This is a genomic window from Sulfolobus acidocaldarius DSM 639, assembly GCF_000012285.1.
Classification (GTDB): Archaea; Thermoproteota; Thermoprotei_A; order Sulfolobales; family Sulfolobaceae; genus Sulfolobus; species Sulfolobus acidocaldarius.
This window is the reverse complement of the sequence record NC_007181.1, coordinates 425846-449499: the sequence shown is the minus strand read 5'-3', so window position 1 is coordinate 449499 and position 23654 is coordinate 425846. Positions and strand designations below refer to the sequence as shown.

Below are 23654 nucleotides of genomic sequence, written 5' to 3'. Positions count from 1 at the left end.
GACGGAACGGACCTATGAAGAATTGTTGCCGGACTGACAAACTGTGTATAATTTCTTTTGAATTATATCATTTAATATTCGATAAGTCATACCCCATATTCTATAGTTCTCGTAATAAAAAGCCTTATCTCCTGGCTTTAAGTCAGATATCCTAATCCAAATTGCTTTTTCAAGTTCTTCTTCTTGAACTATAGGCTCAAGTTCCTCCTCAACACAGCTTATGTATGCTGATACTTTCATATCAGGCGCATTATTAGGTGAGTATATACCAACTCTTATTAGATTCCTAGGCTTTATTCTAACTTCCTCATAACATTCTCTTATGGCAGTACTTTCACATTCCTCGTGGTCTTCTCTCCTTCCTCCAGGTAAAGCCATATGTCCGCTCCATGGATCACCGGGTTTCTCCTTTCTCTTTATTATTAGAATTTTTCCTACCTTCGAGATTAAAGCTACTACTGCAGCTTTACAATCTTCCATACTCTTTATTGCTCATCAAAAAGTAAATTCTTTTGCCATTCCATTCTTCCTTTTCTTCAGGATAATCTGATCTAAAATGTACACCTCTACTCTCTGATCTTATTAACGAAGCCAATCCAATCATATGGGATATGATAGCTTCGTTAGTTGAATGACGTCGATAAACTTCTATTGCCTTCCTAATCGCTTCTTCATTTCTTACAATTCCTAAACTTTCCCAGTTTATTTTCTGTATATCTCTCACATTAATTGTATTCTCGTCACGAGTCTCTCTAACCTGTAATTCATAAGTTATCCCACCAGATGCTTGTACTCCTTCCCAACATTCGTCAACATAATTTTGTAAGTTAAATCCAAAGACTAAAGATTCTAATAAGGAGTTACTAGCTAATCTATTTGCTCCATGTAATCCTGAATCGCTTACCTCACCAATTGCGTATAAATTTTCCACATTTGTCTCACCCTTGAGGTTAACACGTAAACCACCTATTGTGTAATGGGCTCCAGGGAAAATAGGTATTAAGGAGCTTTGATGGTCATATCCATGCCTTCTGAGATAATTAGATAAGGTAGGGAAGTTCTTTTCAAAATCCTCTATCTTACTTAAATCCATATATATCTTATGTCCATTTATCATTTCAAAATAGATAGCTCTGGCAATAATATCCCTAGGGGCTAGTTCACCCCTCTCATCATACTTATATAAGAATCTTTCCCCTTTTTCATTTACGATTATACCACCTTCTCCCCTTAAAGTCTCTGAGAGAAGGAATGCTTCGCCATCTAAACTTGTAACAGTTGGATGGAATTGAATAAATTCCATATCACTTACTAAAGCACCGGCTTTGAACCCTAGAGCAATACCCTCTCCTAAATTAGTTTCCTTGTTAGAAGTATAAGCAAATAAGTAACCATAACCGCCTGTTGCTAGAACTAATTTGTCTATGTTTTCTATTCTACCTCTATTTCTGGTGGCAAACCCATATACCTTGTTATTCTTCGATAGAATAAGTGTTAATTCATCTATTACGATAGGTATATGCAAATCTAAAGCTTTCTTATATAGAAAGTTCCAAATCTCTCTACCTGTCTCATCCCCCTTATGTAGTACCCTTCTAGAGGAATGCCCTCCCTCGAGTCGTAAATCTTTATCAAAATTAAAGCCTAATTTTTGAAGAATTTCGACAACTTTCAGACCCTCCCTTACAACATATTCCACAATCTTGTAATCACATAGATTTTTACCAACTCTTAATGTATCTTGTATATGTTTTTCTGCACTGTCATCAACACCTAGTGGAACTGCTATACCTCCTTTAGCTATAGGCGTAGAACCGCCATCTATCTTCTTGGTTATAATGGTTACTTTATGTCCTGCTAATTTTAGGGATATAGCTGATGATAATCCGGCTATACCAGAGCCTAGAATATAGATCAATTAGACCGAACATAAGTTCGGACAAGGGATATAAAAGTTTTAATTTTAGCAAGAAATTAATAGACCGTGAAAGTTGCTGTAATATATTTTGGTGGTCAATACAACCATTTAATAGTAAAAGACCTGAAATATCTTGGATTAGAAGCAGTAGCAATAACTCCTGATAAATCAGTTGAAGAATTGAAGGAATTTGATTCTGTTGTATTTGGAGGAGGTCCCTATTCAGTTATTAATGAGTTAGATAAGATGGGATTTGCACCAGATTATGTCAAAAGTCTGAATGTGCCGAAGTTGGGAATATGTCTAGGTCATCAACTAATAGCAAAGGTCCTAGGTGGCGAAGTTAGGAAAGCCAATAAACCAGAGTATGGTCTAACTACAGTTAATATAGTGGATGAAGATACGATACTTAGAGGATTAAAACCTAGTATAAAAGCATGGGAAAGTCATAATGATGAAGTTGTGAGACCTCCATCAGGTTTCAGAATTCTGGCTAGTAGTGAGAACGCCAAAGTTCAAGCAATGGTAAATAATGACAACTCAATTTTTGGAGTACAGTTTCACCCTGAAGTAAAACACACAGAAAAAGGAATTGAAGTATTTAAAAACTTCATTAAGATATGTAGGAAATAATGATTGAAAAATTAGTCATAAATAGGCTTTTGCAGTTACTTGAGGAAGATCTTTATCCTGAGGATATTACAAGTAGAGTAATTAGAGGTGTGAAAGTAAAAGGAATAATATTTTCGAAGGAGAATAAAAGCATCTTGGCAGGCAACAAGTTTATAATACCATTTCTAGAGTATTTAGGTTTAAAGGTAGATTATTATAGAAAAGATGGAGAATTATTTAGTAAAGGGGAGAACATATTGATTTTCCAAGGAGATGCTGAAGCCGTATTAGGAGTAGAGAGACTAGTTTTAAACATGTTGAGTAGGCTCTCAGCAATAGCTACAGAGACCAGAAAGATGGTAAATATAGCCAGGGAGATAAATCCTAAAGTGATAATTGCTGGGACAAGAAAAACTACGCCTGGTCTAAGAATTTTTGAGAAATATGCCATAGAGATAGGTGGCGGGGATCCTCATAGGTATTCATTATATGATATGGTACTAATAAAAGACAATCACATTTCTATTATAGGAAACGTCAAGGATGCTATAAAGCAAGCCAAAGAGATCACAAGTTTCTCAAAGAAAATAGAGGTTGAAGTCTCTAATATTAATGATGCAATTGAGGCATACAAAGCTGGTGCAGACATAATTATGTTAGATAACTTTAGTCCTCAGGAAGTAAAGGAGGTGGTTAAAATGTTAAAGGGCAAAGTACTATTGGAAGCTTCCGGTAGGATAACCCCTGAAAATGTAAAGGAATATGCAGAAACTGGTGTTGATATAATTTCCAGTGGGTATTTAACTCATAGCGTGAGATCCTTAGATTTATCCATGGATGTAGAGAAATTAACTTAATTCCATATCTTTCCTTGATTCAGCTTCCTTAATTTTATCCATTACTTTTTTGGGTAAAGATGTGTCTTCCCGCCTCAGGTCTAGTTTTCCGATTAGAACTATTCCTTTCCCTTCCCTAATATCTATTTCCCATATATACTTATCATGATTAGTCTGTCTCATTTTCTCGATAAGGATATATCTACGTAGCATTCCATCCTTTACACTTCTACGAAACCTAATTATACCATCGGCAACATGTTCGACACCAAATCCAAAGGCTTGAGAGGTTGTTATGGCGTATTGTGACGTGGCATAGATAGTAAACTTCCACTTGTTTAGCACCCTTTTTAAATAATAACTAATCTTTCTAGCAAGAGCTGGTTTATCCAAGAATAGTGCACTAACTGAATCTATTACAAGCCTCGCATAACCATGACCTAATTTTTGCTTAGCCAAAATCACTTTATTTATGAGTTCTTCAGCTGTTAATTCTGTAAGCGACCATTCATCATCTTTTTCCTTCATTAATGCATCAATTATTATCAGCTTTTTATCCAAGTGTTCTTCAAAGTCCCAGCCGAATTGCTTAGCCTGCTTTACTATAGAATCTCTACTTTCCTCTGTTGTCACATAAACACAGGGATTTCCTTCCTTTAACCCTTGAGCAACGAAATGAAGAGAAAATATTGTCTTACCAGTTCCAGGCTCACCAGTCAGAGCTACAAAAAAACCTTGAGGTATTCCTCCTTCAATAAGCTTGTCGAACTCATATATACCTGTTGATAATCTTATCACAAATTTATATTAACTCTTGTTACATTAAAAACACAGATGAAGAACAGCGGATCTTCAGAGTGATGAAGACATGTATTGGGTAAAAAAGCATGTCATAGGCGGATCAGCCATTCCTTATACACAGGATGAAATAATTGGATGGATAAATGAGGGTGTGAAAAGAGTCTTAGTATTGCCGGAAGAGTTTGAGATTGATGAAGCATGGGGTAGCCTAGAGTACTATATATCAGTACTTAAGAGCTTTAATATAGAATATTTATACTCTCCTATTCCAGATGGGCGTGCACCTAGTGAAAATCAATTTCTTGAGATCTATAAATGGTTACGAAAAGATAAAGGAAACTTAGTTCATTGTGTTGGGGGCATAGGAAGAACCGGGACAATCCTAGCCAGTTATCTAGTTTTAGAGGAGAATATGAGTGCAGAAGAGGCTATTGAAGAAGTTAGAAGAGTAAGACCTGGAGCAGTTCAAACTTATGAGCAGGAACTTTTTGTATTTAAAGTAGAAAAGATGAAAGATAAATGGAAGATTTTATGATAGAATTTCTTTCTAAGCTCCAGATATTTATATCGAAAAACATAACCATAAAAAGATTAGGTATAGAAAATATAAAGAATTTATGTGGTGTTGATATAGCTTATAAGGGAAATATAGGGTATGCTGTGTCGGTGATGTTTGATGGGAAAGACTATTTTCATAAATATGTTAAAGGAAAAGTGGATTTCCCATATATACCTGGATATCTGTTTATGAGAGAAGCACCTTTGATGATTAAAGCTGTAGAGAGCTTCCAATGTGATCTAATATTGGTTGATGGTCATGGTATGGCGCATCCTAGGAAAAGTGGTATTGCAAGTGTAATAGGTGTGATATTAGACAAACCTACTATCGGAGTCGCTAAGTCAAAACTTTATGGGGACATAGTAGAGGAGGGTTCTACAAACTTTATAGTTGTTAATGGTGATAAGGTTGGAGTTAAAGTAGGTAAATACTATTATAGTATAGGAAATAAAGTAGATATAGATGATGTCGTAGAACTGTCAAGGAATGGATACCCAAAAGTTCTTGCATTAGCTGATAAATTATCAAAAGAGCTAAAGAAAAAAGAATAAAAAACATGTGTTCGTATTATAACATATGAAAATAGATGTGCCAGATATCCCTGAGGAAAAGGTTATAGAGTTAGACCCAAAAACCACTGCTTTGGTAATCGTTGATATGCAAAATGATTTTGTAAGAAGAGAAGGTAAATTATATGTACCAAATGCTGAGTCTACAATCAATCCAATAAGGAGCTTAATTCATAAGGCTAGGGATTCAGGCTCTTTGATAATATACACGCAGGATTGGCACATGAAAGATGATCCAGAGTTTAAAATCTGGGGGGAACATGCATTAGCTGGATCATGGGGAGCTGAGATAATTGAGGAATTAACACCGGATAAAGAAGACTTTATAGTGAGAAAATATAGATATGATGCATTTTTTGAAAGTCCTTTAGATTATATATTAAGGGTTAAGGGAATAAAGAACGTTGTGATAACTGGTACAGTAGCTAATATATGCGTGCTTCATACTGCAGGTAGTGCTGCACTTAGATGGTATAATGTGACGTTGGTTAAGGATGGAATATCTGCAATTACAGATTTTGATTACTATTCTACTCTTAGACAAGTCAATTTCTTATATAAAGGCAGGATAGGAAATTCTGATTCAATTAAATTTATTACTAATTTATGACGAAAATAACACCAGTATGGATTATTATGCTATAGTTCACAACGATTTTGACGGTACTGCTTCTGCAGCAGTTTATGCACGAGCCGTCGGATCATTACCAACTAAAGTATTCTTTACCGAACCTACGAAAATACACAATCTTTTGAAATCATTAGAGTTAAGAGGAATAAAAAAGATCATGATTGCAGACATAGGTATAAACCAATCTACCCTAAATGAAATTCTGACTCAATTAAATAGACTACAGACAGAGGGTGCAGAGATCGAGTGGTTCGATCATCATGTCTGGAAAGATGAATGGAAGACCAAACTTAGAGAAATTGGCGTTACAGTATATCATGATGTGACAACATGTGGTGCAGGAGTTATTAACAAGAATTTGAATCCAGATGACGAGGTATCATCCAAGCTTGCCAAAGCGGATTGTGCAGTTGATATCTGGCTTCACGATGATCCCTTAGGTGAAAAGCTTAGAAGAATAGTCGAATCTAACAAAGATTTTAAGTGGAAGGAATATCTAATCAACAAATTTTACAACGGAGTTATTTGGGATGAAGAATTTGAAAAAATACTTGAAGACCAGGTAGATAGAGAAATTAATGGATACTCTAAGTTACACAAACATATAAGAGTACTAGAAATAGATGGAAGAAAAGTTGTAGTGGCTGTGAGGTGGAAAGGTCCACCAGATATTAGTTATGCCTCACAATATCTCATGAATAGATACAACTCAATAGTCTTCGCCTCAGTTAATGGTAAATCAATATCGTTTAGGAGTAACATTATAGATATAAGAAGATTCGCTGAGAAGTTAGGTGGGGGAGGTCATCCACTGGCTGCTGGTGCAGGATTAAATGCGCCTTTTTGGAGAAAATTGTTGAACAAGATCGGATATAGAAAACCCATGTTAGACTGGGCTTCTAGCGTAGTAAGGAATGTGATAAAGGAAGTGGGGTTTGTTGAGTATGAAAAAAACATCAGAAAGAGCAGCTAAAGTTTTCCGGACTTAGTATGCCATAAACCAGCCTGATTTTAGTTGATAACATTTAATGGAATAAAATGTTGAGCTATACAGCTTATGAGTTTTCAACTCTAGGCAAGATTTGATAATTATCAAGTCTTAAAAAGTGCAGGTCTGATAAAAACATATGGGTAATAAGACTTTCTCATTTGGTGATATAAGAATAAGGGAGGTCTACGGTCGGTATTATCTTTACTCCTTAGAGAAGATTGAAGGAAATAAAATGAAGTAAACTTATGTTGGTCCTTTAGATAAGATAGTAAAATTTTACGTGAGGAATGGGGGTGTGGGTATCCCCACAAAGGTAGCCGGGCAGGGACTCGAACCCTGGTCCCAGGGGCCAGAGCCCTGGATCCTTGACCGCTAGACGACCCGGCTAAATATACTTTGCTGAAATTTAACTAAAAAGCTTTCTTTCATCTTCAATTCTATAGACAAGTTTAATATTTTTGCATTTTCCTTTAATACCAATGGTAAAGTTAGAGGAGATAAAGCAAATATTCAAACCTAAATTACTTCCAATAATCTGGAATAAAACTAAGTTAACACTCCTCGATCAGTCGCGTCTGCCCTTTGAGAAGATTTACGTGGATGTAACTAAGGTAGAGGAGGTTTCAGATGCCATTAGAACTATGAAAGTCAGAGGAGCACCGGCAATAGGAATTACCGCTGGTTATGGTATGGTATTAGCTATTCAAGATAGTATCTCACTAGAAAAAGCCATAAGTGATCTGACAAAAGCTAAAAAAATATTAGACGAATCAAGACCTACTGCAGTAAACTTAATGTGGGCTACCTCTAGGATGCTTAATAAAGCTAAGGACCTAGTGGAACAGGGAAATGCAAAGAGTGTCAAAGAACTTAAAGAACTGCTAGAGATTGAAGCAAATAAAATATTTGAAGAGGAATATGAGGCTGAATTAAAGATAGGACTATACGGTATAGAAAAGGTAAATGACGGTGATACAATACTCACGCAATGTAACGCAGGTGGTTTAGCTACCGGGACTGGATTAGGCACGGCTCTAGCCCCAGCAAAATTAGCCAATGCTCTAGGGATTAAAGTATCTGTTATTGCACCTGAGACGAGACCATGGCTTCAGGGAAGTAGGCTAACTGTTTATGAACTCATGGAAGAGAATATACCTGTAACGTTAATTGCGGATACAGCTGTAGGTTTAGTTATGTTTAAGAAAATGGTAAACAGTGTTATGGTCGGTGCAGATAGGATACTGTCTGATGGGCATGTTTTCAATAAAATTGGGACATTTAAAGAGGCTGTTATAGCTCATGAACTTGGCATACCATTTTATGCTCTAGCTCCCTCTTCAACCTTTGATATGATAAGTACAGTAGATCAGGTGAAAATAGAGGAGCGTAGCCCAGATGAGGTCAGAAGCATAAAGGGAGTCTATATTAGCCCCAAAGAAGTAAAGGTTTACAACCCAGTCTTTGACGTAACACCACCTAAATATGTTTCTGCAATAATAACAGAGTATGGAATTATCTATCCTCCTTTCGATAAAAATATGCGGAGAATGCTGGGAAAATAGGTAACTTATAGATAGATGTATGGAATAGTTTTAAATATTTTTAGATATGTAGAAATATGAAATGAAAGGAGCTGTAATAGCGGTAATAGCAATTATATTGATAGCAGCGGTGGCATACCTATATTTTAGCGGTTATTTTTATAGTGTAACTGTTACCGGTGTATATGTTACTTATCAGAATAATTTACTTATAAAGTATATTAAAACAAACTATTCTAACACTACTATAAATCTTCATGGTGGACAAAAATTTACTATAACACTTAACATATCATCTGGAATAGCCACTACAGAAATAAGTAGTATAACAGTGTCCTCACCATTTCAGGTATTTTCCACAAATCCACCTACACCATTTGACATAAAGAGTGGAAGTTATATGTTGGTTAATGTAACTATAACTGCTCCAATGTCTGATTTCAAGGGGCCTATACAAATAGTGATAAACGGTAACCCAACGATTTAATTATCTAAAATAAAATTATTTTTTAATCTTGGTCTTCGTCTTAGCTTATATATTTCAACTCAAAGGGCTAACGCGGAAAAATTTATAATTTAAATGATTATATAGTATATCTGCCTGCGGCCGTAGTCTAGCCTGGATTAGGACGCCTGCCTGCCACGCAGGAGGTCCCGGGTTCAAATCCCGGCGGTCGCATTGTGGGGGATACCCCCACACCCCCACTGCTAATGTAAAACTCTACGATCTTGTCTAAAGGTCCCACGTAACGTTCCTTTACGTCACCGCCTACATTCTCTAGCTTATATACATAATATCGCCCTTTAATCTCACGTATAATATAGTCGCCGTGTTTATAACGCGTCTTACTTTTCGCCATTTTAAAGTCCAGTAATATAGTTATCTATCATGATTTATAACGATTCGTAATACGTGAGAAATCGCTGAACCATTAATAAAGTTGAAAAACGAGTATTAAAGGTTCTTAAAGGGCCAAAAATTCTTCTGAGTTTTACCGCAAAAACTACACACCAACATTTATGTTTTACTCAGTCTCAATGAAGTAGCTAGAATTAATTTAACATCTCATATATGGATAGATATTAAAAGAAGTGATTTATTCTAGCGGAAATTAATAAAAGATTAAATAGTGCCTTGAATTTTACAAACGCCAGAATAGTTATAACTGGTCAGGTTGTACTCATAAGGCCATATATAGACTATGTAGAGGAAATCATAGAAAGGGCATTTGACATAGGATTCGAGTTTGTGGGAACTCACCAACTACTTAGAGTGGGTCATATATATTTTAACTACGAACTTCTCCTTATTTCAGACGAAAAAGAGATAGACAAAGTACTAAAAATAAAACATAAATTAAATAGCAGTTATGAAGAAAGCATTTTATTTGATTTTGATGTTGAAATCATGAAAGGACTCAGACCTCTACCTAATACCTGGGGGCAAAGTTTAATAGTAGCACTTAGTGGAGATGTATTTGGGCAAGAAGAGGCTTCGTGCTTTTCAGAGCTAAGTCTAGTCAATATAAAAAGAATAACACGAAAGGAAATTTGGGAGAAAAATGATTTATTAAGAAGAATTAAAGAGTTTAAATATCCTGAAAAATGCTCCCATAGTGAGTTAAAAACATTATGTAGGGGAGGGTCAAGGTTCATTATGTATTTACTAACTAGAGATTTGATGGAAGATATACCAGGATGCCATAGGTCGAATAGAAATGATCAAAAAAGATAATTTTTTCTACCTAGGATTATCCACTTCATTATTGACCTTTGGTAACTCTCTGTGGATTTTTTATCTACCATTAATCCTCCTGAGAATAGGTATAGACGTAACACTACAAGGAATTATATATTCAATTATAACACTACTGGGAATTGTATCGTCTCCATTTTCATGAATCTTAGCTGATAAATATTCTATTCGATTAATTCTTTTCTTCTTTACTATCGTAGCTTCCTCGCTAAACTTTAGCCTGTACTTTGGAATAACATATAGCCTAAGAGATTTTTCGCTAGCTTGTATAATCCTGAATTTGGGTTTAATTCCTACCTTTATTTCGGTAGCATCTAGAGTAATAATTGCTGAGTCTAAAAGGCCAGCCCAAACATATGGATTATTCTTATCTGTAGCCTCAATACCAAGTATTATAGGGCCATTTTTAGGCTCCTTTTTGGTTAGTAATGGCTTATCCTTTCTTATCTCCTCTTTCGTTAATGTAATTAGTGCGGTATTGAGATTGAAAATCGTTGAAGTGAAAGGAACCATTAATACTGAACGCAGAATAGTTTCGGCACTTAGGCAACTTAAACAAACAAGGTTAGTAATTTTATCCATCTCCTTGGGTCTGTTTTCTCTTGTAGCGTCACCTGATAGTTACATACTGATAATCTACAGCGTTGAACACTTTGGTTTCGATAAAACGACCTTAGGAATTTTCTATTCGGTTCAAACCTTATTATACACAGTTGTTCCTCCATTAATAGGGAGAATTGCTTCACGAAAAATCTTGATATCAGCGTACACCCTTGAGGGGGTCTCTTTCTACTTACTCACGGTCACGAAGACGACAATTGTCGGCTTTTTAATGATGGCTCTATTAGTATTTTCAGCAATAGCATGGGAGGTACTGTTTTTTGGGGAAGTGGCTAAAATTGGAGGAAGGGGAGTAAAATTTGGGATTCTTTCTGGAATATCAAGTTCATCTACAGCTATTACCTTGGCATTTTCAGGTTACTTATACCAGATTAGTTCGACCTTGTTATTTTATTTGTACGTTTTGTTTATCATCTTGTCATTGCTAGCGTTCATAATTGCGTTATACAAAGGCTCCTAAAGTTTGATTGACATTTAAAGGAGATGGGCTTATGGTCTTCTTCATCAACTTTCGATTTGAGATCAAAAATCGTTGAAGTGAAAGTAGACAACATTAACTAACGTCATTTTACAAATTTTTATAAACTTCGCTGACGTTTTTCTTAGATTCCTCAAACTTATCAGCTAACTCGTTAGCCTTCAAACGTATCAACGTGTAGTCAGTGAACACTGATTCATGTTTACAGGTGCTACTCTGACTACATTAAGTACTCTATTATAAGGGACTAGTAATCAGTACTTGTTGGGGACGAATGAAAAGCTAACCTTCTACATAGGTTAAAGAGAGTATGAATGTTTGAAGAAGGCCAAGCGGACTAGGTGAATAAATAATAAGTATTAGCCCCTTGTGCTTAAAGGAAGTCAGCAAATTTACATGTGCTTAGCAACATTATCTGGGAGCCAAAGAAACTATTTAGTTTCACAATCATCACGTACATGTGAAGTCCAGCAACTAAACCAACAACCGGCCCAGCAGGCTATTTCTATCCTCTCTGAACTTCTCTTTGTCTTCTTATTAGACTTTAATACCCTCAAACAACTCTCCCTCTATCATTGTATATACTGGTGTCCCACTAAACACTTTGACTAAGTCTTTATCATGCGTCACTATTATTCCCTCCTTTACTCTCTCCCTGATGACTCTGATTACCTTTTCCCGCTTTTGTGGATCTACATTTTCTAGCGGTTCGTCGAGTGTGCAGACTCTTGGCTTAGCGAAGAGGGCAAGGGATAATGTTACCAAAGACCTCTCCCCTGTTGATAGCTTGTAAAAAGGCTTATTGATAACTTTCTTACTTTCCAGGCCGAATCTTTCCACTAACTCGAGAAATTCTCTCAAGTCACCGCCCTTTAGTTCTGCTACTATCTTCGCAGTATCAAGGACAGTGTTTCCTATGAAATAAACTTCTGGTAAATTTGTGGAGTACTCTAAAAGATTCTTCGCACTCCTGACCTCTTTGCCGTTTATCTTTATTGATCCGCTATAAGGGATAAGACCAGATATAGCTCTAATTAACGTAGTCTTCCCAGAACCGTTAGTCCCATACAAGAGGGCTACAGTATTTTCTACTACAAGATTTATCCCTTTCAGTATTCGAGTTCCCTTAAGCGACACTACTAAATCCTTTATCGTGATACTCACTTCCAAATTACCTCCTCTAGCCTAAGAGACTCTAGCCTCCTGAGTAATGTAGTACTGAGAAAACTCAGGAGTAAAGAGAATCCCAGAAGCTCTAGGATGTATGGGCTGAAGTGCTGGTTTATCACTGAGTGAGTTATTGCATCTTCGGCTAAGAAAATAGGGTTCAATGAGGAGGTCTGTGGGGATAGTTGGGTTAGTACCAATAGTGCAAGGAAGATTATGTAGACGTAATTAGAGGCTCTGGCCCCTACTTTTAGGAGTAGAATAACTATAACCAGAAATGTTAATGAGACTATGAAAAATCCAGCTACCAAAGCTGAAATGGTAAAGGGAACTATATTGCTAAGGGATACAAAGGTATGAGTTACCCCAATAGCCACCTTAGCGACGAGTGGTGCTATGATGCCTCCAAAGAGGAGGGAGAAGAGTACTACTGACACAGAGACTCCAAGTAATAGGCTTATCACATATCTCATTAACTTTAGCTTACTGAATCTTATCAGATAAGCTAATGACGAGGACTGGTATATGAGAGTGTTTGAAAAGCCTGCTGATATGCTCGCTGAGAGCAGTAAGACGCTAGAAGAATACCAGATTGCTCCTACTTCCAAGTTCTTTACAGAGCTTAATGCAAAATAGAGTCCTACACTGTCTAACAGCATCATGCCTGTCATATATATTAATGCTGTAGGAGATATTGTGAACTTCACTATCATCGACTTCTCAAGCTCCATATAATTTATTACCCCTAACTTAATTGCTGACGTTAAGGATTATAAGGGGTCGAGAAAGTTAAAAGTTGTTAACCACACTACTAGTTTATTAGGCTTAAATTATGCTAAAATTGCTATGAAAAGTATCTTCATTTATCTCCTTAAACAACTCACCGTGAGCAGGCCTGCCCTATACAATATCATTGAAGGAGGTCTCATGTTTGGACTGATAAGTTACGCTTACATACCATCCTACCTCTTTGGTTTCTCCTGCTTTACAATTATAACCATTATCAGCACAGGGGTGAGTTATGTATTAATGTATAATTCTACTGGGATTATCTTCTTTAATAAGTTCGGTAAATTAAATAAAACTAAATATCTTTTCATTTTACATTTAGCAGGAATTATCTCATCTCTAATATATATTGTACTAGCTATGATAATTTTCTATTTCTTGAACTACAAACTTAACCTCTATTCAACTCTAGCTGTCTCAGCATTCGTCTCTTTGTCAATGACCTCATATTCCAACCTAGTGACTGCTGTACTAACTAAGTATAGGCTAAATTCCTGGCTCCTAACGGGGATCTATCCGCTTGTGGTTGTTGTGCCCTACATCCTAGCGTACATCTTTCGAGATTCGTTAAACATATTTTGGCACTTTGTGGTCTCCCTAGAGAATGGTTCTCTTAGCGAAATTTTATGTGAAACCGCCATAGTGCTGTTCGGTCTACATATTACTGTCTGGTCTTTTTATTCCACAGCAACACCAGCATCCAAACCAACATGCTAAGGAATTGACTTGCTTAGTTAGAATTCCTTTCCTGTGTACTATTTCGACTTTCATGTCATGTCTAATAAGTCAAAAAGAAATGAAATTTAAATATATCACATAGTTAAAACTCCTTAACTTTATCTACAATTTAATAGTATAGTTAAGCTAATTTATATCGGGGGATGGTAGTATGAGAGCTTATTATACTGTGAGGAGAGCAAACCTGATATACCAGGCATATTCTGAAGGAAGGGTGTTATTTAGTTGGTTTGGCTGCTGGTTTGGTTGTTGGTTTGGGGGTGGTGGTAGAGTTAGTGGGTGATGTCGACTATGCAGAGAGCCGGGACGTATAAGATATCTCCGTTTTTTGTTACAATTAGAGACGGTAATAAATATGTTTTGTTTTCAGAAGCTTCTGGGATAGTTGAATTCGAAGAGGCTGAATGGGCTAAATTCTTAAGCGGAGAAATTGATGAGAAAGAAAAAGGCGAACTGGAGGAATTAAGGCTTATCCTTAGTGATGATGAAATAATTTACCTTAAAGTAAATTCATTAAATTTTAAGAACCTAGATCCGTTCTCTTTTAGAGTCATCAAATCATTTCAAGAAGTCAAAGACAAATCTAAGATAGCAGTTATATCTAGTAATATAAGCTACTTATTATCCGAAAATGATGAAATTGTGACGCTACTTAAGAGTAGAAAGTTTGAGAAGGTAGTGATAGGGTATGCGATGGATTATTATAGGTTCTTTGTATACGTAATGGACTCTAAGACCCCATGCTTATATGAGATTTATGTATGGTTAAAGAACTCCAAACTAATTATGGACGTAAAATTAGGTGGTGAAATTATCTATAAAACTACTTCAAATCTAGATGTTAGTGCTGAAAATCTGTTGTTGGGGTTTATTAAACTCCTTCTTAATTCTAGGAATTATAACGGAAAACTTATCTATATAGACGTGAAAGAGGGAGAGATGATCCTAAATACACCCCTAAAGATACCAGGGTGCACGAAGTGCGCCTCGAAGAATTTATAAACGAGTTCATAGGCCCTGTTTTCGGTTACGTAGCTGAGAAGTATGATAACGTTATTATCACTAGATTGCTTAATTACGTAAATTATAATATATTAGAATCTCATATAGGACAGGGTTGGATCAGGAGCAGTATAGAAGTGCTGACTCCTCCTCAAGTTTTACCTCTATTAAAATACCTAAGTAATGTTGTACCAGCCGGAGGTAAGGGGTTCACAGAAGAAGAGAGTTTAGAAGGAGCAATAGGCGAATTCTTGGAAAGATTTTATGGGGCTTTTACATTGTTCGACGACGAAAGCATAATATTTGGTAGAATAGGAGATCTCATGACTAAGTATGAAATCTTTCCAATAACTTACAAGTTCTTCTCGACAGAACAACTACAGAAGCTTTTGATATTTAGAGATTATAACGAGAACGTTATGCTCAGTCTTACAAGAGCCAAATACTATAAAGGGTCTGACGTATATATACCCGTCCAAATAACTTATTTACTTAACTTGATAAGGCCTGGTGAAGATCTTATAGCTTACTCTACGACTGGGGGTCTAGCATTTCATAAGGATTTCGAGAGCGCTTTTATCCACGGTCTACTTGAGTATCTTGAGAGGGATACAATAAACATTTCTTGGATATCTAGAATCCCTCCAAAGAGGATAAGATTGCCCGAGAGGATAAGGCGAAAGTTAAAGGTGCTAGAAGATAGGAACATAACTTGCCTTTCTTTTCCGGGCGAGTTCAAAGGTTTATTCGTGGTCGGCTGCCTAGGTTTCATTAACGACCTTTACGTAGCCGGCGCAGGGGCTGACATAACGCTAGAGGAGGCTATAAGAAAGGCAGTATTTGAGGTATACCAGTCTATATCATCATTTAGCAAGATAACAGATGAGGAGATTAAGATGGCGAGAAACCTTAAACCAGACTACTTAACTGATTTTGGTCTAGTTCCTCTTTATTACAGCTTTGTCAAGACAAACTTCTTAGTAGAGTACCTAAGAAGCCTACAGTCCATTACTTATGAGGAACTAGAGAGAGAAGAAAATCTTTCCTATAAAAGTCTAATTGATATTATTCTAGGAAAAAACTACTATATAATTTATAAGGATTTTGATATCGAGAAGTACTTAGGGGAGGGTAAGCTAGTTAGAGTCATAGTACCCGACCTCACTCCAGCACATATCCCTAATCTGCCCTTCTTAGGTCACAAAAGATATTATACAATCAGGAAAGAGTTCAACCTAAGCAATGTAGAACTCTTTGTGGAAGAGCCTGTACCATTTCCGTAGGTGGTGTGAATTTGAATCCTTTTGAGAGGTTTTATCTAGATACTCAAATATTCAATTTTACTTTACTCCCTAACTCGTTACCGAAGAAATACGGCAACGTCAAAAAGATACCTCTTCCAACTCCCATAGAAATCAATGTTAGTTTCCAAGAGGTAATGAAGAGAAGACACTCTAGTAGGGCATTTAGGAGGGAGAGGATAAACCTCAACAAGATATCCAGCTTACTATGGTATTCTGTAGGGGTGAAAGAAATAGAAAACGGAATTCAGTTTAGAATGTTCCCATCTGCTGGCAATCTGGCAGAAACTGAGGTGTACTTGATCTCGCTCTACACAGACTTAGAGAAAGGTGTATATCACTATGACCCTGTGGAAGGATCCCTAGACGTCCTCAGCAATGACTTGGATGAAGAGCTAATGCTACAAGCTATAAAGAACTCACTGCCTGACATAACCTTTGTTCCGCTAATAATACTCCTTACTAGCTTATACTGGAAGCCGATGGTTAAATATGGAAATAGAGGAGCCAGATTTTCCCTGATTGACACCGGAATAGTGATAGAAAACTTTTACCTAGTAGCTACTGCACTAGGTTTGGGAATATCTGCGATTGGAGGTTTTAATGACGATTTCTTTAATAAACTGATAGGAGTAGGAATGGAAAAAGGAGAGGTAGTTATAGGAATGTTGGTAGTGGGAGAGGAATGAGAAAGGAAATAGACGTAGAGGAATCATTGAATATTGCAAGAAATATTGTCTATTATTATTTATATATGTCTAGTAAACGAATATTGAATTTTATAGGAATATCTAGCCTATCAGGCTTTATAGTATACAGTATAGTTAAGACTGAACCTCTATTACTGTTAAATACATTACTTTTGCTTTTCTCTGGTATCTATTTGGCATTATCCTATAGAATGTTAAGGCAGGCATACATTAGCGATAAAATCTTTTGGTCTGCTAGAGACCGCATCTTTATTAGAACTTTCCTCTTGGCCGGATATGCTGTCTTACTGTTACTATTTTACCTATCGTTGCACTTTACTATCCTGTCATATTTAACATTCTTTTTAGTAGCGACATACTTAGTGTTTATGTCAGTTAATCTATGGTTTATCTTAAAGACTATAAGGAGAAAAGACACGCTTCTGCCCGTCTCGTACCTTGTCGAAGGAGTACTCTTAGCATTAGTACCCTATATGCCTTTGTCTGCTCTTGGAATGGCGATTGTATCACTATGTTATAATTTACTTATAAAAGAGTAAGGTGCTTTAAATGGAGCTCGATAAGTTGGTAGATCTTATAAAGTCCAACAAGGCTCTTAACGTCTCTGTCAGGCTAGGCATTCTACTTGGATTGTATTACGTTAAGTCTGCGTGGTTTAAGGATTTAATAGAATCAACTAGACTTAACAAGGCTGAGCTATATCAACATTTGAAGGCTATGCATAAATCTGGCTACTTGAAAATTAGCTACATGCCTACACCTAGTGGAAAAAGAATGAGAGTAGTAATTACGGAGGAGGGAGAAAAAGTAGCTAGAGAAATATTGAAACTACTAGGAAAATCTCAGTAACATCAGATGACCATTCACTTATTATAATGGGACGACCATCCTTAATCCTCTTGATTTGATCAAGTTTTGAAATTCTAAACTCCTTTGTGACTTAATAATTACTCAGGAAGGTTCTGTTATTTACTAGCTTCCAATCACTAAGTCCACTTATCGTTCATAAAAGTTTCACATTTAACTCTACTTCATTATTCGACAGAGCTTCATGTGAGTCTTTAGGAGCATAAACAGTGTTCTTACAAAATTTTTACACATAGATATTTCTCTATATAGAAAAGCCTAATCTTCTTAATACACAAGATGAGGTTAGAACTTTAACTGTATATGATTCGTGGAGAGCTCACTATTCCGTCTGGGAAGTACACTACTATAAAAGAGGGAGAAAACGTTACGTATAGTTGAATCTTATGGTTATGTAGAAAAAACTGACTTCCTCACCGTTTTGAAAGGTCATGTTTCCCCTGGTGGCTCACCGGTTTCCGTCATTGATTCAGGCTTACATCTCTCACCTTAGGGGCAGTCGAGAGGTGCATACAACCCCTCCCATCTAACTCCAATATTGACTTCTAGACCCAAAAACCTTTTCCATCCCCGCCTTGAAGGGAGAGGTTTTCCTCACTTTGTAATCTCAGCTAAGTTGTAGTTTATAATGACTTATTTTTCTCGATCCAGTAATACTGAACGTTAGAATAAATGTGTCAAGTAATTTTGCTCTTAAAGTCAGTTAGTAATCTGCCGATATATCTCGTTATGTTGATCAATTCCTCAAAAATAACTTGAGTGCATCCCATGATAAAGTTTTGATAACTATGCATTACGTTACTTCGTTTTTCAGCTTTCCGTCTAACCGAGGTAATATTAAAGAGAACGAATATAAAATATGTAGTACAACGCCGCGGCCGGGATTTGAACCCGGGTCAAGGGCTCGACAGGCCCCCATCCTAGACCGCTAGACTACCGCGGCACGCGGCAATTTAGTATTGTAAATCTTATAATTTAAATTTTACTTGCTTACGCCTATAATTAACGTGACGTAATATGGGTAGAAAGTTTTAATTAGATTTAAGTTGAATTACAAAAATGGCGGGGTAAAATAGCGGCGTAGGGAAGCCTGGTATCCCGCAGGGCTCATAACCCTGAGGTCCCTGGTTCAAATCCAGGCGCCGCTAATGCTTCCCTACATTACATCCCCGCCACCACCTCACATACATTTTTGAAATTTGTCGATGAAAGTGGTAAGAGGTTTTATGTAGTTTTTACTAATTATTTCAGTTATAAAGTCATATATACATTCGAGATTCCTTCTTTAGTTGTAAGAAATATTATAATTTCACATAGCATGATCTTTCTTAGTCTCCGTTACGTTTTTATTAACAAATACTGAATCAACCGGTCGTTTGAAAAAGGATTTATATTTATTCTTATTCCAGGTAAAATATGCTGACAACAATTTTGCTTCTTTAATATAAATTGATTTTTCCCTTTTTGAGGTCAAAAATAAGTGTTTTTAGGTGAGGATTATTTTATGGAGATGAGTAAACTTAAATAGAGTTTATTTCCTTACCCTCAACCAAACTATCACTACGTTATTAAGATGTATATAGATGTTAAACCAGTTTACACACTATCAGTGATCTGATTGAGTTGTGGGTAACCTAGTAACTCTACTGGCCTCTTTACTAATTCTCTCTTCTTTTCCTTTATTAGTTCTACATTTTACATTATTAACCTCTAGTACATATGGGTTACTAACAGTTTCCTCAGCCTTTATTCACGTAAAAATCTATAGCAAGAGAACTCCCTTCAATTCATGTAAAAGTAGTGCAGTGTTCGGGATTTGAACCGGGCCAGGGCTCGGAAAGGTATAGATCTTCTTAGCATATCCCGGCTGCCTGAGCTTATATTATCGCTATGTTTTATAAATTTTAGAATTTTTAAGGGATGTCAACACCATCAATTAATTCTCTCAGTAATTAAGATTTCCCCACGTAAATCTTTACTTCCAAGAATCCTCTTTAGCATTTGGGTTCCCTTCTCTATCAGTCTCGTAAAGCCCACAGCAAGTTGTTGTAGTTTTAATAAATTCAATCTAGCGAGCCCTCTATGAAGTTATAACACAAAATATAAGCTAATAAAGTTGTATCTAAATTATAATTTTTATGATACAACAATTTATTGACAGAGAAAGGGAGCTAGAGTTTCTTGAAGAGAAATACAATGAGGATAAAGCCCAATTCATCATACTTTACGGAAGAAGGAGAATAGGGAAGACTGAGTTAGTTAAGCAATTTATCAAAGATAAAGAAGCAATATATCATTTGTCTACGACGGATGGAATACAAAATAACGTTAATAGACTTAAAGAAACCTTTGCTCGCTTTACTGGTAAAAACTACTTCAGATCACTTAACGTCTTGTTTGACGACTTGTTAATCTACTTTGGGGACGAAATTGGAGATAAGAAGGTTATCCTGGCGATAGACGAATTCCAATACCTAATTGAGGCTGACAGAAGCATAATTTCCCAAGTACAGAGGGCATGGGACGAAAAGTTAAGGTCAACTAAAATCTACCTGTTAATCACAGGATCTAGTGTAGGGATGATGGAGAATGAGGTGTTATCTACGAAATCGCCCCTCTATGGAAGAAGGACGGGCAGTTGGAAGTTATCTGCGTTACCGTTTCCATCCCTCTCAAGTTTTTTCCGTAATAAGGATATAGAAGAACTGATAAAGATTTGGAGTACCGTGGACGGAATACCATTTTACATTCTTCAACTTGACCCTAGACTCAGTGTAGAGGAAAATATAAAGTTCAAGATAATGAAGAAGGGGAATGTACTATATGATGAACCCCTTTATCTTCTCAGGGAGGAGTTTAAGGAACAAAGGGTCTACCTCAGCATATTAAGGGCTGTTTCACAAGGTTATAATACAGTGAGCAAAATATCAGAAGTAACGGGTTTAGATAAGGGTAATCTAACAAGCTATTTAGACAGGTTAGAGGAGAATGAGATTGTAGAAAGGGTTATACCGTATGGGATGAAGAGAGGTTGGTGGGAAATTAAGGATAACTTCTTTGACTTCTGGTTTAGATTTGTATATGAGAATGTCAGCGACCTTGAGATCGATAGGGTTGAAGAGGTGATGAATAGGGTCAACTTAGAACAGTATTTCTCTTCAAAGTTTGAAAAGCTGATAAGGGAGTTAATAAGAAATAAGACAATACCTTTACCATTTAAATATGAATATGTAAGCAAGTATCTGCATAAGGGAGAGGAAGTCGACATAATAGCTGAGGGGAAAGACGTCTTGTTTATGGCAGAAGTAAAATGGTCAGATAATGTGGACTGTAAGCCACTGATTAATAAGATGAGAAGAATCATTAGTAAATTGAATCAAGAAGGGAAAAAGAACGAGTACTACGGAGTGTTTGCTAAATCATTTAAGAACTGTGACGCTGATGTTTCATTTGATCTTAACAAGTTAACACAAACACTTAGGATAAAACAAGGTTACTAAGCTTATTCAGAAATGATTCGGCAGCAAGAAGTTCGTTATGCTAAACCCAGATGATGCATATGGGTAATGCCCACACCTTACAAAGCGGTAGTTAATTACAGGAAAACTGTTGAAAAACACTAATGTAATTACTAATAATGATGATTGAGACTAGGGAAGATATGATAAATTATACAGTAAGCCGTGATAAGAAGCTTATAGAAGCTTTTACTAATCCGAAAGTCTATACGATGATAGAGGGAAGCTTATTTGAAGCTGTTGAAATATAATAAGAAGGCTAAGGAAAGTTTAGGAAGAATTGAGATAGCTTACTGGGCATGTTGTTGGTCTAGATGCTGGAGTAAATCCGAGGTTAATGATTTTTTGCCTCAAAGCGAATAGTTGCAACTCTAACTGGTTAAAGTTACGTATGCTAAGTTCTATAAATAGAGTCTCTTTCAATTAGTGTAAAAGTAGTGCCGCGGCCGGGATTTGAACCCGGGTCACGGGCTTGACAGGCCCGCAGTGGGGGATACCCCCCACGCCCCCAAGCCTAGAATCAAGTCTAGAATTGAATGGAGTTAGAATAAGTGACCTTAATTCTACGTCTTCTAACAACTCTGAATTTTCTGATTCTAAACTGATACAATTTCAATTAGAACTAAAGAGAAAAGGATTAACTGAAGATACAATTAAGAGGTATATTAGTTGCATTAAGCGAGGGAGTAAGGAATCGAATAACTGCGTAAAGGCGTGGCGCAACTTCTACAGGCTAGTCCTAGGCCGGGAACCGCCAGAGGGGCTGAAGGTGAAGAAGACGGGGGCCGATTTGAGAATCCCCTCAGTTGAGCAAATTAAGGATACATTAGCTAAAGTATCCAGTAACGCGAAGCTCTCACTCTTCTTCCGCTTACTTTTGGAATCGGGGCTGAGGGAGGCAGAAGTTTTACGAGTGATGAACGAGTATGACGCCACTAAGGATGTATGTGAGGGTATCTGTTACTATGAGCTTAATTGGACTAGAGGGAGTAAGGGCTCATTCTACCTCTTCCACGTGATGCCAATCATGAGGATGGAGCTAAAGAAGCCTTATGTAGATAAATACGTAAAACAGTTAGGCCTAATACCCCCGAAGTACTTCCGCAAGTTCGTATCAACGCAAATGGCGACATTAGGCATACCCTTTGATGTTATTGACTTCATTCAGGGTAGAAAACCTACGCGTGTGTTGACTCGACACTACGTCTCGCTATTCGGTATAGCGAGAGAACACTATAAGAAGTACGCCGAGTGGGTTAAGCAGAATTTTCCTTAGTTAACTCCCCAGTTAACTTAAGGTAATACTTTATTCCCCACCACAATACTTCTATTCATCTTTTAAAATCACGAGAAATGTGACCCCCCAAGAATGCGAGATTATTATTAATCCAGAAGGATTTAGAGTAAATAGTTGTACGGGGGAAATTATAGATGAAGATATACCTATTATTAATAATAACTCATACACTGACTTCTCTGCAATTGAATATTATTCTTCAAAAAGAGAAAAAAGAGACACGAATACAAAGCTGCATAGGAAGAGTACAAAAGATATTATACTGCAATACATTCTATCGAGGCTTTGTGATGAAGAGAAAGATCTATTCTATCATATATTAGCGAAATTTGAGAAACAGGATCCCGCACTATTATTAGCAATCTTTGAGTTCGTCTTAGAAAAACACGGGAGGCGCGTCAACAGGGAGTACATGGAGTTCTTGAGGCAGAAGGGGATAGGGGCCTACGCAATAAGGCAGAGGAAGAAGCTCCTCAGGAGCATGAGGATAGACCCACTAGAACTATATTTCAACAAACTTGATGAAGAGAAGAGAAAAGAAGCTAAGGAGTTATACACTTTGCTGAGTAAATACTACCCAGGCTTCCACGAGTTAAAGACGCGCGAGAAATTAGAACTAATTAAGAAGTACTCGCAGGACTACAAGCTGAGGAATAAGTTGATTTTGAAAGAATACGAATGGATCACTTATTCCAGCCTGACAGCATTGAGCCCACTGAGGTTCTTGTGAACTAAGGCCTCTACGTTCTCGGTCTTCAGGGAGCGGAGGATGTAGTTCTCTTTTTCCTTATCGTTGAAGTACCTGACCAGGAACACGTCCCTTACCACAGTGATCGCTATCATTTTGTCTTTCAATTCTATAAATAATATGTCATCAAGAAGAGTCGCGTTGTACCCCTTGAGCTTTACGATATTGTAAAGCTCTTTCAGGCTCTTTATTTCTTCAGGCATT

The 23654-nt window shown here is 36.8% G+C and carries 28 protein-coding genes, 4 tRNA genes and 2 pseudogenes; 24 read left to right on the top strand and 10 right to left on the bottom strand.

Annotated elements, in window-relative coordinates:
* Positions 1 to 12: 12 nt before the first annotated feature.
* A complete protein-coding gene (locus tag SACI_RS02625; protein WP_011277448.1) occupies positions 13 to 480 on the bottom strand; it encodes an NUDIX hydrolase in 468 nt (155 codons plus the stop codon).
* Positions 467 to 1918: an L-aspartate oxidase gene (locus tag SACI_RS02620; RefSeq protein ID WP_011277447.1), complete on the bottom strand. Its 1452-nt coding sequence runs from the start codon at positions 1916 to 1918 to the stop codon at positions 467 to 469. The genes SACI_RS02625 and SACI_RS02620 overlap by 14 nt, the downstream gene beginning before the upstream one ends.
* A gap of 66 nt (positions 1919 to 1984) precedes the next feature.
* Here SACI_RS02620 and SACI_RS02615 point away from each other — a divergent pair, with 66 nt between their 5' ends.
* A complete protein-coding gene (locus tag SACI_RS02615; protein ID WP_011277446.1) occupies positions 1985 to 2551 on the top strand; it encodes a GMP synthase subunit A in 567 nt (188 codons plus the stop codon).
* Positions 2551 to 3387 carry a carboxylating nicotinate-nucleotide diphosphorylase gene (gene nadC / locus SACI_RS02610; protein WP_011277445.1) on the top strand — a complete coding sequence of 279 codons (837 nt, stop codon included), beginning with the start codon at positions 2551 to 2553 and terminating at the stop codon, positions 3385 to 3387. The genes SACI_RS02615 and nadC overlap by 1 nt, the downstream gene beginning before the upstream one ends.
* Here nadC and SACI_RS02605 read toward each other — a convergent pair.
* The gene (locus tag SACI_RS02605) at positions 3379 to 4164 is read right to left on the bottom strand and encodes a KaiC domain-containing protein (protein WP_011277444.1); all 786 of its coding nucleotides are present in this window, start codon (positions 4162 to 4164) and stop codon (positions 3379 to 3381) included. The two genes, nadC and SACI_RS02605, sit on opposite strands and share 9 nt — an antisense overlap.
* 70 nt (positions 4165 to 4234) lie before the next feature.
* Here SACI_RS02605 and SACI_RS02600 point away from each other — a divergent pair, with 70 nt between their 5' ends.
* The 5 genes and pseudogenes from SACI_RS02600 to SACI_RS11805 all read left to right on the top strand — a co-directional run.
* The gene (locus SACI_RS02600) at positions 4235 to 4702 is read left to right on the top strand and encodes a protein-tyrosine phosphatase family protein (protein WP_011277443.1); all 468 of its coding nucleotides are present in this window, start codon (positions 4235 to 4237) and stop codon (positions 4700 to 4702) included.
* Positions 4687 to 5277: an endonuclease V gene (locus SACI_RS02595; RefSeq protein WP_011277442.1), complete on the top strand. Its 591-nt coding sequence runs from the start codon at positions 4687 to 4689 to the stop codon at positions 5275 to 5277. The genes SACI_RS02600 and SACI_RS02595 overlap by 16 nt, the downstream gene beginning before the upstream one ends.
* A gap of 25 nt (positions 5278 to 5302) precedes the next feature.
* Positions 5303 to 5905, top strand: a complete 603-nt coding sequence (locus tag SACI_RS02590) for a cysteine hydrolase family protein (RefSeq protein WP_011277441.1) — start codon at positions 5303 to 5305, stop codon at positions 5903 to 5905.
* A 16-nt stretch (positions 5906 to 5921) separates the two neighbouring features.
* On the top strand, positions 5922 to 6899 hold the full coding sequence (locus SACI_RS02585; protein WP_011277440.1) for a DHH family phosphoesterase: 978 nt from the start codon (positions 5922 to 5924) through the stop codon (positions 6897 to 6899).
* Between the two features lie 154 nt (positions 6900 to 7053).
* Positions 7054 to 7194, top strand: a pseudogene (locus SACI_RS11805) (putative integrase); the annotation flags it as partial.
* 37 nt (positions 7195 to 7231) lie between these two features.
* Here SACI_RS11805 and SACI_RS02580 read toward each other — a convergent pair.
* Positions 7232 to 7304 (bottom strand) — tRNA-Gln (locus SACI_RS02580).
* A gap of 71 nt (positions 7305 to 7375) precedes the next feature.
* Here SACI_RS02580 and SACI_RS02575 point away from each other — a divergent pair.
* From SACI_RS02575 to SACI_RS02565, 3 genes are all read left to right on the top strand, one after another.
* Positions 7376 to 8479: an S-methyl-5-thioribose-1-phosphate isomerase gene (locus tag SACI_RS02575; RefSeq protein ID WP_011277439.1), complete on the top strand. Its 1104-nt coding sequence runs from the start codon at positions 7376 to 7378 to the stop codon at positions 8477 to 8479.
* Positions 8480 to 8540: 61 nt separating this feature from the next.
* Complete coding sequence (locus SACI_RS02570; RefSeq protein WP_011277438.1) at positions 8541 to 8945, top strand: hypothetical protein; 405 nt, start codon at positions 8541 to 8543, stop codon at positions 8943 to 8945.
* Between the two features lie 116 nt (positions 8946 to 9061).
* Positions 9062 to 9137 (top strand) — tRNA-Gly (locus SACI_RS02565).
* A gap of 28 nt (positions 9138 to 9165) precedes the next feature.
* Here the strand turns inward: SACI_RS02565 and SACI_RS11540 are convergent.
* Positions 9166 to 9318, bottom strand: a pseudogene (locus SACI_RS11540) (putative integrase); the annotation flags it as partial.
* A gap of 275 nt (positions 9319 to 9593) precedes the next feature.
* On the opposite strand from SACI_RS11540, the gene SACI_RS02560 reads away from it, so the two are divergent.
* Positions 9594 to 10193, top strand: a complete 600-nt coding sequence (locus tag SACI_RS02560) for a radical SAM protein (protein WP_011277437.1) — start codon at positions 9594 to 9596, stop codon at positions 10191 to 10193.
* Positions 10194 to 10359: 166 nt separating this feature from the next.
* Complete coding sequence (locus SACI_RS12365) at positions 10360 to 11295, top strand: MFS transporter (protein ID WP_338057621.1); 936 nt, start codon at positions 10360 to 10362, stop codon at positions 11293 to 11295.
* Between the two features lie 555 nt (positions 11296 to 11850).
* On the opposite strand, the gene SACI_RS02545 is transcribed toward SACI_RS12365, so the two are convergent.
* Positions 11851 to 12477: an ATP-binding cassette domain-containing protein gene (locus SACI_RS02545; protein ID WP_230937990.1), complete on the bottom strand. Its 627-nt coding sequence runs from the start codon at positions 12475 to 12477 to the stop codon at positions 11851 to 11853.
* Positions 12474 to 13211 (bottom strand): hypothetical protein, encoded by a 738-nt coding sequence (locus SACI_RS02540; protein WP_011277432.1) that lies wholly within the window; start codon positions 13209 to 13211, stop codon positions 12474 to 12476. The genes SACI_RS02545 and SACI_RS02540 overlap by 4 nt, the downstream gene beginning before the upstream one ends.
* 115 nt (positions 13212 to 13326) lie before the next feature.
* On the opposite strand from SACI_RS02540, the gene SACI_RS02535 reads away from it, so the two are divergent.
* The 7 genes from SACI_RS02535 (at position 13327) to SACI_RS02510 (ending at position 17869) form a co-directional block, all read left to right on the top strand.
* Positions 13327 to 13986: a hypothetical protein gene (locus SACI_RS02535; RefSeq protein WP_011277431.1), complete on the top strand. Its 660-nt coding sequence runs from the start codon at positions 13327 to 13329 to the stop codon at positions 13984 to 13986.
* A 172-nt stretch (positions 13987 to 14158) separates the two neighbouring features.
* A complete protein-coding gene (locus SACI_RS12325) occupies positions 14159 to 14290 on the top strand; it encodes a hypothetical protein (RefSeq protein WP_011277430.1) in 132 nt (43 codons plus the stop codon).
* 8 nt (positions 14291 to 14298) lie between these two features.
* The gene (locus SACI_RS02530; RefSeq protein ID WP_011277429.1) at positions 14299 to 15009 is read left to right on the top strand and encodes a hypothetical protein; all 711 of its coding nucleotides are present in this window, start codon (positions 14299 to 14301) and stop codon (positions 15007 to 15009) included.
* Positions 14988 to 16292: a YcaO-like family protein gene (locus SACI_RS02525; protein WP_011277428.1), complete on the top strand. Its 1305-nt coding sequence runs from the start codon at positions 14988 to 14990 to the stop codon at positions 16290 to 16292. The genes SACI_RS02530 and SACI_RS02525 overlap by 22 nt, the downstream gene beginning before the upstream one ends.
* A gap of 5 nt (positions 16293 to 16297) precedes the next feature.
* Positions 16298 to 16999 (top strand): SagB/ThcOx family dehydrogenase, encoded by a 702-nt coding sequence (locus tag SACI_RS02520; protein WP_230937875.1) that lies wholly within the window; start codon positions 16298 to 16300, stop codon positions 16997 to 16999.
* Positions 16996 to 17559, top strand: coding sequence for a hypothetical protein (locus SACI_RS02515; protein WP_015385449.1), 564 nt, complete (start codon positions 16996 to 16998; stop codon positions 17557 to 17559). Before SACI_RS02520 ends, SACI_RS02515 begins: the two co-directional genes overlap by 4 nt.
* A gap of 10 nt (positions 17560 to 17569) precedes the next feature.
* The gene (locus SACI_RS02510; protein ID WP_011277425.1) at positions 17570 to 17869 is read left to right on the top strand and encodes a transcriptional regulator; all 300 of its coding nucleotides are present in this window, start codon (positions 17570 to 17572) and stop codon (positions 17867 to 17869) included.
* 888 nt (positions 17870 to 18757) lie between these two features.
* On the opposite strand, the gene SACI_RS02505 is transcribed toward SACI_RS02510, so the two are convergent.
* Positions 18758 to 18830 (bottom strand) — tRNA-Asp (locus tag SACI_RS02505).
* A gap of 131 nt (positions 18831 to 18961) precedes the next feature.
* On the opposite strand from SACI_RS02505, the gene SACI_RS02500 reads away from it, so the two are divergent.
* Positions 18962 to 19035 (top strand) — tRNA-Met (locus SACI_RS02500).
* A 784-nt stretch (positions 19036 to 19819) separates the two neighbouring features.
* On the opposite strand, the gene SACI_RS12320 is transcribed toward SACI_RS02500, so the two are convergent.
* On the bottom strand, positions 19820 to 19954 hold the full coding sequence (locus SACI_RS12320) for a hypothetical protein (RefSeq protein ID WP_257719734.1): 135 nt from the start codon (positions 19952 to 19954) through the stop codon (positions 19820 to 19822).
* Positions 19955 to 20025: 71 nt separating this feature from the next.
* Between SACI_RS12320 and SACI_RS02495 the strand changes: the two genes are divergently transcribed.
* The 4 genes from SACI_RS02495 to SACI_RS02480 all read left to right on the top strand — a co-directional run bounded on the left by SACI_RS02495 (position 20026) and on the right by SACI_RS02480 (position 23432).
* Positions 20026 to 21387: an ATP-binding protein gene (locus SACI_RS02495; RefSeq protein WP_011277424.1), complete on the top strand. Its 1362-nt coding sequence runs from the start codon at positions 20026 to 20028 to the stop codon at positions 21385 to 21387.
* Between the two features lie 137 nt (positions 21388 to 21524).
* A complete protein-coding gene (locus tag SACI_RS12315) occupies positions 21525 to 21656 on the top strand; it encodes a hypothetical protein (protein ID WP_015385447.1) in 132 nt (43 codons plus the stop codon).
* Between the two features lie 221 nt (positions 21657 to 21877).
* Positions 21878 to 22681, top strand: a complete 804-nt coding sequence (locus SACI_RS11535) for an integrase (protein WP_015385446.1) — start codon at positions 21878 to 21880, stop codon at positions 22679 to 22681.
* Positions 22682 to 22760: 79 nt separating this feature from the next.
* Positions 22761 to 23432 (top strand): hypothetical protein, encoded by a 672-nt coding sequence (locus tag SACI_RS02480; RefSeq protein WP_011277423.1) that lies wholly within the window; start codon positions 22761 to 22763, stop codon positions 23430 to 23432.
* Here SACI_RS02480 and SACI_RS11530 read toward each other — a convergent pair.
* Positions 23390 to 23653, bottom strand: coding sequence for a hypothetical protein (locus SACI_RS11530; protein ID WP_011277422.1), 264 nt, complete (start codon positions 23651 to 23653; stop codon positions 23390 to 23392). The genes SACI_RS02480 and SACI_RS11530 overlap by 43 nt on opposite strands.
* Position 23654 lies beyond the last annotated feature (1 nt).

Excerpts from the sequence above, each read along its gene's own strand:
- SACI_RS02585 (WP_011277440.1), top strand. The coding sequence starts at position 5,922 with ATGGATTATTATGCTATAGTTCACAACGATTTTGACGGTACTGCTTCT.
- SACI_RS11530 (WP_011277422.1), bottom strand. The coding sequence starts at position 23,653 with ATGCCTGAAGAAATAAAGAGCCTGAAAGAGCTTTACAATATCGTAAAG.
- SACI_RS02570 (WP_011277438.1), top strand. The coding sequence starts at position 8,541 with ATGAAAGGAGCTGTAATAGCGGTAATAGCAATTATATTGATAGCAGCG.
- SACI_RS02535 (WP_011277431.1), top strand. The coding sequence starts at position 13,327 with ATGAAAAGTATCTTCATTTATCTCCTTAAACAACTCACCGTGAGCAGG.
- SACI_RS02510 (WP_011277425.1), top strand. The coding sequence starts at position 17,570 with ATGGAGCTCGATAAGTTGGTAGATCTTATAAAGTCCAACAAGGCTCTT.
- SACI_RS02495 (WP_011277424.1), top strand. The coding sequence starts at position 20,026 with ATGATACAACAATTTATTGACAGAGAAAGGGAGCTAGAGTTTCTTGAA.
- SACI_RS02530 (WP_011277429.1), top strand. The coding sequence starts at position 14,299 with ATGCAGAGAGCCGGGACGTATAAGATATCTCCGTTTTTTGTTACAATT.
- SACI_RS12315 (WP_015385447.1), top strand. The coding sequence starts at position 21,525 with ATGATGATTGAGACTAGGGAAGATATGATAAATTATACAGTAAGCCGT.
- SACI_RS02515 (WP_015385449.1), top strand. The coding sequence starts at position 16,996 with ATGAGAAAGGAAATAGACGTAGAGGAATCATTGAATATTGCAAGAAAT.
- SACI_RS02540 (WP_011277432.1), bottom strand. The coding sequence starts at position 13,211 with ATGGAGCTTGAGAAGTCGATGATAGTGAAGTTCACAATATCTCCTACA.
- SACI_RS02595 (WP_011277442.1), top strand. The coding sequence starts at position 4,687 with ATGGAAGATTTTATGATAGAATTTCTTTCTAAGCTCCAGATATTTATA.
- SACI_RS12325 (WP_011277430.1), top strand. The coding sequence starts at position 14,159 with ATGAGAGCTTATTATACTGTGAGGAGAGCAAACCTGATATACCAGGCA.
- SACI_RS02600 (WP_011277443.1), top strand. The coding sequence starts at position 4,235 with ATGTATTGGGTAAAAAAGCATGTCATAGGCGGATCAGCCATTCCTTAT.
- SACI_RS02590 (WP_011277441.1), top strand. The coding sequence starts at position 5,303 with ATGAAAATAGATGTGCCAGATATCCCTGAGGAAAAGGTTATAGAGTTA.
- SACI_RS02625 (WP_011277448.1), bottom strand. The coding sequence starts at position 480 with ATGGAAGATTGTAAAGCTGCAGTAGTAGCTTTAATCTCGAAGGTAGGA.
- nadC (WP_011277445.1), top strand. The coding sequence starts at position 2,551 with ATGATTGAAAAATTAGTCATAAATAGGCTTTTGCAGTTACTTGAGGAA.